This window comes from Mycobacterium sp. E1747, from assembly GCF_001667775.1.
In the GTDB taxonomy this organism is placed as follows: Bacteria; Actinomycetota; Actinomycetes; order Mycobacteriales; family Mycobacteriaceae; genus Mycobacterium.
Genome location: NZ_LZJI01000078.1, coordinates 1 through 1,500, shown reverse-complemented (window position 1 = coordinate 1,500; position 1,500 = coordinate 1). Strand labels below are relative to the sequence as shown.

Below are 1,500 nucleotides of genomic sequence, written 5' to 3'. Positions count from 1 at the left end.
GTGCGGCCCCACACTCGACCAGCGCGTGCGCCAACCGATTCGACGCCTCATCCACCTCCCGATACGTCCACGACCGCCCCCCACAACACACCGCCACCGCCCCCGGCGCCCGCGACACCTCGCGCGCGAACAACTCCGGCAGCGACACCCCCACCACCGACTCGGCCAACACCCCCCGATGACCCACCTCGTCCAAGCGGGTCAGCTCGTCGGCATCGAGCACATCAATCGAGGACACCCGCGCCCCCGGGTCAGCAGTCATGACTTCCAGCGTCCGCTGGAACCGTTTGATCAGTGCTCGAACGATTTTGGTGTCGAACACGTCGGTGTCGTATTCGACGCGTACGGCCAGTTCGGACCCCGGTGTGGCCTGGACGGTCAGTGGGTAGTGATTGGATTCGCGGCTGGTGAACTCGCTGATGGCGAGCCCGTCGGTGCCAGCCAGCGCGGCGGTGTCGACGGGGTAGTTCTCATAGACGAACAGGGTGTCGAAAAGTTGGTCGTGGCCGGTGATGCGGTGAATCTCGTTGAGCGCCAGGTGTTGATGGTCCAGGGTGTGGTTGTGGGCGTCGTGCAGCTGGTGGAGCAGGTCGGCGGTGGTGGTGGTTGTGCTGATGTGGGCGCGCACCGGCACGGTGTTGATCAGCAGGCCCACCATGGAGTCGGCGCCGGGTATCTCGACCGGCCTGCCGGAGACCGCGGTACCGAAGACCACGTCGTGCTGGCCGGTCAAGCCCATCAGCAGCTGTGCCCACGCCGCCTGTAGCACGGTGTTGACCGTGGTGTGATTCGCACGCGCCAGCTCGCTGACAGACTGGGTGATGGTGGCGGGCACTCGCTCCGCCTCAACGGCCCGCGGTCCCAATGCCAACCGGCCTGAGGGTGTGACCAGGCTGGGGGCGTCAAAGCCGGCGAGTGCCTGGCCCCAGGCGTCGCGGGCGGCGTCGAGGTCGCGATCGGCGAGCCAGGTGACGAATCGGCGGTAGGGTGTCGCCACCGGCAGTTGCCGGCCCTGGTAGGCAGCGAAGATCTCGTGCAGCAGGATGGGTAGCGACCACCCGTCGAGCAGGATGTGGTGATTGGTCAGCACGATGCGGTGCCGCTCGTGGGCGGTGCGGATCAAGGCCACCCGGAAGACCGGCTCGTCATTGAGTTTGCAGACCGCAGCGCGTTCGCCGGCGCATAAACGCGCGATTTGATCTTCAGCGTCTGCCCCGAAAGCGACCGATTGCCAAGGTATTTCCGGCACAGCCGGAATGATTTGCACAGGCTGGTCGAAGCGCTGGGTGAATCGGGCGGCGAGGTGGGGGTGGCGCTCGATGACGGTGCGGACGGCATCGCGCAGCCGATTGGGGTTCAGCGGGCCGGTCACCGAGATCTGCAGCTGGAGCGCGTAGACGTCGTCGTCGGTGTCGTGCGTGGTGGCGTGGAAGAGTAGTCCTTCTTGGAGTGCGGTGAGCGGCAGGATGTCGGCGGTGTTGTATTGCTGTTGGAGTTGGT

1 protein-coding gene is annotated in these 1,500 nt (G+C 65.9%); it reads right to left on the bottom strand.

Annotated elements, in window-relative coordinates; translation table 11 throughout:
• Nucleotides 1–1,500 (bottom strand): condensation domain-containing protein (locus A5695_RS08330; protein ID WP_156749520.1); only part of this gene is annotated, 1,500 nt, incomplete at both ends.